Origin of the sequence: uncultured Negativibacillus sp. (assembly GCF_944388365.1) — a bacterium.
GTDB lineage: Bacteria > Bacillota > Clostridia > Oscillospirales > Ruminococcaceae > Negativibacillus.
Map to the genome: position 1 here is coordinate 1 of NZ_CALXIN010000119.1, position 4,957 is coordinate 4,957.

Here is a 4,957-nt window from a genome sequence, read left to right on the forward strand (position 1 = left end):
TGCCTTTTTGGCATAAAAATCACCCCACTTGTTATTCAGTATACCATACTGTCTAACAAATGGGGTGCAGTTCAGTGCTGGCGGGCAGTTTATATAAAAACCGTCCGCCAGTCAACCTGATTCCATTACTTCTTGGTATATTTACCCAGTTTTTCAAAGACAGTTTCATCCTGCGTGGAAATCCTAAATTCACTCTGTGCAGCAAATTCCTGTCCTGCCTTGATTGCCTTTGGAATGCTGGTCAGTGTTCCTGCGCCGCCGACACATCCGCCTGGGCAAGCCATACCCTCCAGCAGATAACCATCGCGTTTACCCAGCTTTGCCAGTGTCAGCATCTTTCTGCATTCTACCAGACCCTCTGCATGGTCGGTCTTGACCTCCAGCTCCGGTGCCAGCTCATGAATACAGTCGGTAACTGCCTTTGCTACACCGCCTGCAACACCATAGCCACGGCCCGATGCAGTCGCACCATGGTTAAATCCGGTGTCATCCTGCAAATCGGAGAACTCGATGCCGTTGGCCTGGAAAATACCCATCAGCTCCTCAAAGGTGATAACAAAGTCGACGTCGCTGCGGATGTCGGCGCGCATCGCCTCCAGCTTTTTGGATGCACATGGGCCGATGAAAACAACGCGGGCATCTGGGTGTTTCTCCTTGATGATACGGGCTGTTGCTACCATTGGTGTCATCGAGTCAGAGATGCAGTGTGCAATCTCTGGGAACTGCTGTTTTGCCATCATAATCCACGATGGACAGCAGGAAGTTGCAAGGAAAGGCAGCTTGCCGGTCGGAACATTTTTGATGTATTCCTCCGCTTCCTCAACAGCGCCGATATCTGCGCCGCGGGCTACCTCATAGATGTGGGCAAAGCCGATTTTACGCAGAGCTGCACGCACCTTTTCCGGCGAGGCAAGCGGTCCAAACTGACCAACGAATGCCGGTGCAACCTCTGCGATGACCTTATCGCCGCGCTTGATTGCCTGAATCAGCTGGAAAATCTGGGATTTATCTGCAATCGCGCTGAACGGGCAGCTGACCAGACACTGTCCGCAGGAAACGCACTTGTCATAGTTAATTTTTGCACGTCCATACTCATCGCTCTCAATCGCATCGACACCACAGGCTGATGCACAGGGACGTTCACTCTTTACAATCGCTGTATAAGGGCAGGCCTGCGCACAGCGTCCGCATTTGACACATTTTTCCTTGTCGATATGGGATCGTCCGTTGACAATGGAAACTGCTTTGACAGGACAAACCGCAGTACAAGGATGCGCAATACAGCTGCGGCACAGATCGGTGACGGTATAGCTGGTTTCCTCACAGGCATTGCATGCAAAGGAGATGACGTTGATCAGCGGTGGCTCATAGAACATGTCTGCAATCGCACTGTCGTTGATACCCTGCGAAACCGGCGCATGCTGATCCACCGGACGCAGCGGCAGACCTACTGCCAGTCGAAGACGCTCTGCAACGATTGCGCGTTCTTTAAACACGCTGTCACGATAATGGGCACTTTCTCCCGGAATGATCGTATAAGGAATCTCTTCGATTCTGGAATAATCGCCATCTTCATACGCAAGACGGGCAATCTCGGTAAATACCTGTCGTCTGATTTTGGTTACAGGCGTTGTGATCCCTCTCATCTTCTTTGCATCCTCCTGTTGTTACTCTAGTCTTTTTTTCTTAACTTAATCCTCGCTTTTGATACAATCAATAATGGAAGACATTACCGACTCTGCATCGGCCTTCGGGAATACCTTTCCATTGATTGCCACCATTGGAGAGTCTTCCTGATGTGGTTTATCTCCCAGGCATTTGTTGGTTGTCACTTCAATCTCTGCCCGCGGCTGCACCGGCTCCAATCCGTCGTTCATCTGTTGACGGAGATCGCGCAGACTTTCTACGGAATCCATAATATCTACGGAACCGTTCATAACACATGCTGTGCAGACGCAAACTTCTACCTGGATTTTTTTCATAAGTTCCACTCCTATTGGGACTGTTTCTCTATCTCAACAAAAGCAGCATTGTTTTCCTACTTTTGTTTGTTATAGATTTAACAATCTGATTTTAGTATACCTTTTTGTTGATTGGCTGTCAAGAGAAAATGCAGGAAATTATGCAAAAAAATCTCCTGTAAAATCCCTTTGGTCTTATAAAAAAGACTTGGATTTATTATAGCATAGTCTGAAAAAAGAAATCAAACACAAACACTGGTTTTTTCTTTATACCGTTGCCAAAAAAGAACCTGTAACTTTGTCCAAAAAAGACGATAGATGTGTTCATAATGACTAAAAAAGATAGAAATAATCGTTTTCTGTCAAAATAAAATTATCGGATGAGTGTAAAATCAATTGACAGGAGCATTTTGGTACTATATAATGAGGAAGTGGTATTTTACGTTTCAGGAGAAACAATGTATGTCCAAAGAAACTGCGTGTAAACGCTCGGATGAGCAGCTTGCTCTCAAGGCAAAACAAGGGGATACAGATGCTCTGGCAGAGCTGATCACCCGTTTTTTGCCCACGATCAGGACCAAGGCTGCACGATATTCCTCAGTAGGACTGGAACTGGATGATTTTGTCCAGGAAGGACTGATTGGACTTTTTGCTGCGGTAAAAAGCTATGATCCATCCCGCAACGCATCTTTCAAGACCTTTGCGTCATTGTGCATACAGTCGAAGATGAATACCTGTCTGAGCAGTTTTCTCCATCAAAAAAATATGCCACTGAATGATTATCTGCCCATCGACGAACTGAACCATCAGGAGGAGCAGACAGCTGCAGGGGATAACGATCCTCTGGAGGTGTATCTGCGCAGAGAGGAACAGCAGTTGCGGGCGCAGAAAATCAAAACTCTTTTGTCTGGATTAGAACAGGAAACCTTAACATTGTACCTCAGCGGTCATTCTTACGATGAGATTGCCAAGCTTCTTCATTGCACAACCAAAGCTGTTGACAATGCCCTGCAACGAGTTCGACGAAAGCTTCGGGACAGCGAAATGGATTAGATGTCCCTTTTCCGGTTGATCAGCCGCCAACAAAAAAATCAATGCGGTTGCAAATATGCCCTTGACTCACAAGCAGAGCGATGAAATCTCTCCCATTCAGTCTTTGGGCGAATATATGAAGCGAGGTATAAAACTATGTACGAAGACAAAACTTTAGTATGCAAAGAGTGTGGAGCTGAATTCGTTTTCACCGCTGGTGAGCAGGAATTCTACGCTGAGAAAGGTTTCCAGAACGAGCCACAGAGATGCAAAGCTTGCAGAGACGCTCGCAAAGCTGACAAAAAAGCTGAGAGAGAAATGTTCACTGCTGTTTGCGCTGGTTGCGGCAAAGAAGCAAGAGTTCCTTTCAGACCAAGAGAAGACCGCCCAGTTTACTGCAGCGAGTGCTTTGCTAAAATGAAAGAAGAAAGATAATCTATTCTGATAGATGCTAAAAGCGGATACCTGTTGGTATCCGCTTTTATTTTATGATTTATTTTTGCACTCGTAAAATATCCAGTTCTGCCTCCAGCTGTTCCTTCAATCCCTGGATCAAACGCAGCTCCTCGGTCATCTCCTGCAGACGCACTCCACACTGTTCCATGGTGGACAGCAATCTTGCCTGATATTGTTGTCTGCTGAAGTTATCCTCTTCCTTTTTCAGCATTTCCAGCTCTGTCTGCGCCTTCAGCTGCATTTTCTCCACAGTATTGATCTGAGAGAGAAGGTTTGGAATTTTTTTCAGATACTCATTGTAAATTTCAATTTTACTCCATTTTTCACCGATCATCATATGCAAACAACTCCTTTCCTTACCTGTATTATAACGCTCAGCAGCTGCTTCTTTCAACCGCAGAGTGTCAATTTTGCGCAAAATAAAATTGGTAAACTGATGCAGCTTATCTTTTTCACAGCAAAAGTTTTTTCCATCCAAATAAGCTGCTAAGGCATCGTCTACGATCGGGTGCAGCTGTTTCGGCAAAAATTCATTTGCCCATTTCGCTCCCTCCGCCTTAGAAAGAACCAGGCCTTGCTGAAAAGCCGCCCATACTCTGCATAAATTTAGCACCAGGTACAGAGAATGCTCCTCTATTTCCTGTTGCGCGTCGCAAACATCTCTCCAAATGCTGTCCAGATAACAGGAAAACGGAACCTCATCAAATACCTGTTCGATCGCACGACCAAAAACAGTAATTCCCCTTGTTCGAATCACGGTAAAATGTGCCGCCAGGTCATAATCTTTCCCCTTCATCCTTTGACAGAAAGCACTTTTGTTTTCTTTTGCTGCCAGCCGGTGCATCTGAGAATAATGAAACTGATACGGCGTTGGATAGGAAAAATGTAGGCAATCTGAAAGCAAAACAACGCTCATTTCAAATCCCTTTGCCGGAGCTTCCTTTTCCAGTTCCAACAGTATGCGAAGCAAATTTTCTTTTTCTTGCTGTGACAGCTCTCGATCGACAACGACAATAAAATCTAAGTCACTGGCAGATGTCGCGCACCCAAAAGCTGCTGAACCGTGTAGATAAACTCCTACCAAAGCACTGCCCAGTATCACATTATATCTTTCCGCTATCAGCTGCATCAAATTTTGCCAATTCATGTTTAATACCTTTCCTGCACAAAAAATCCGCATACACGAAAAAAGCGACCCGATTACTCGAGTCGCTCTGTGTTGGCACCGCTCTATCTTCCCAGGCAGTCACCCGCCAAGTATTTTCGACACTGATGAGCTTAACTTCTGTGTTCGGAATGGGAACAGGTGGATCCTCATCGCCATTAGCACCAACTATTTAATTAGGAAACTTCTTGTAAATATCGAAGATATTTACAAGAAGCAACGCTTGCGTTGCTTCTATGTTCCCTCAAAATTGAACAATGAAAACTTTTAAACCAGCAAACACTTGGTCAAGCCCTCGACCGATTAGTACTGCCAAGCTAAATACCTCACGATACTTACACCT

The 4,957-nt window shown here is 45.5% G+C and carries 5 protein-coding genes and 1 rRNA gene; 2 read left to right on the forward strand and 4 right to left on the reverse strand.

Going from position 1 to position 4,957, the window contains the following annotated elements; genetic code table 11:
* Positions 1 to 125: 125 nt before the first annotated feature.
* Together Q0L39_RS10585 and Q0L39_RS10590 are read right to left on the reverse strand one after the other, a co-directional pair.
* Entirely contained in the window at positions 126 to 1,646 is a 1,521-nt protein-coding gene (locus Q0L39_RS10585) for a 4Fe-4S dicluster domain-containing protein (RefSeq protein ID WP_296629031.1), read from the reverse strand.
* Between the two features lie 45 nt (positions 1,647 to 1,691).
* Positions 1,692 to 1,982 (reverse strand): NAD(P)H-dependent oxidoreductase subunit E, encoded by a 291-nt coding sequence (locus tag Q0L39_RS10590; RefSeq protein WP_296629032.1) that lies wholly within the window; start codon positions 1,980 to 1,982, stop codon positions 1,692 to 1,694.
* A gap of 441 nt (positions 1,983 to 2,423) precedes the next feature.
* Between Q0L39_RS10590 and Q0L39_RS10595 the strand changes: the two genes are divergently transcribed.
* Both Q0L39_RS10595 and Q0L39_RS10600 read left to right on the forward strand, forming a co-directional pair.
* Entirely contained in the window at positions 2,424 to 3,014 is a 591-nt protein-coding gene (locus Q0L39_RS10595) for a sigma-70 family RNA polymerase sigma factor (RefSeq protein ID WP_296629034.1), read from the forward strand.
* Between the two features lie 135 nt (positions 3,015 to 3,149).
* Positions 3,150 to 3,428: a zinc-ribbon domain containing protein gene (locus Q0L39_RS10600; RefSeq protein ID WP_296629036.1), complete on the forward strand. Its 279-nt coding sequence runs from the start codon at positions 3,150 to 3,152 to the stop codon at positions 3,426 to 3,428.
* Positions 3,429 to 3,486: 58 nt separating this feature from the next.
* On the opposite strand, the gene Q0L39_RS10605 is transcribed toward Q0L39_RS10600, so the two are convergent.
* Together Q0L39_RS10605 and rrf are read right to left on the reverse strand one after the other, a co-directional pair.
* Entirely contained in the window at positions 3,487 to 4,596 is a 1,110-nt protein-coding gene (locus tag Q0L39_RS10605; protein ID WP_296629038.1) for an aminoglycoside adenylyltransferase domain-containing protein, read from the reverse strand.
* Between the two features lie 70 nt (positions 4,597 to 4,666).
* Positions 4,667 to 4,783: ribosomal RNA gene (rrf, locus tag Q0L39_RS10610) — 5S ribosomal RNA — on the reverse strand.
* Positions 4,784 to 4,957 lie beyond the last annotated feature (174 nt).

Coding starts and splice junctions, on each gene's coding strand:
- Q0L39_RS10585 (WP_296629031.1), bottom strand. CDS start 1,646: ATGAGAGGGATCACAACGCCTGTAACCAAAATCAGACGACAGGTATTT.
- Q0L39_RS10590 (WP_296629032.1), bottom strand. CDS start 1,982: ATGAAAAAAATCCAGGTAGAAGTTTGCGTCTGCACAGCATGTGTTATG.
- Q0L39_RS10595 (WP_296629034.1), top strand. CDS start 2,424: ATGTCCAAAGAAACTGCGTGTAAACGCTCGGATGAGCAGCTTGCTCTC.
- Q0L39_RS10600 (WP_296629036.1), top strand. CDS start 3,150: ATGTACGAAGACAAAACTTTAGTATGCAAAGAGTGTGGAGCTGAATTC.
- Q0L39_RS10605 (WP_296629038.1), bottom strand. CDS start 4,596: ATGAATTGGCAAAATTTGATGCAGCTGATAGCGGAAAGATATAATGTG.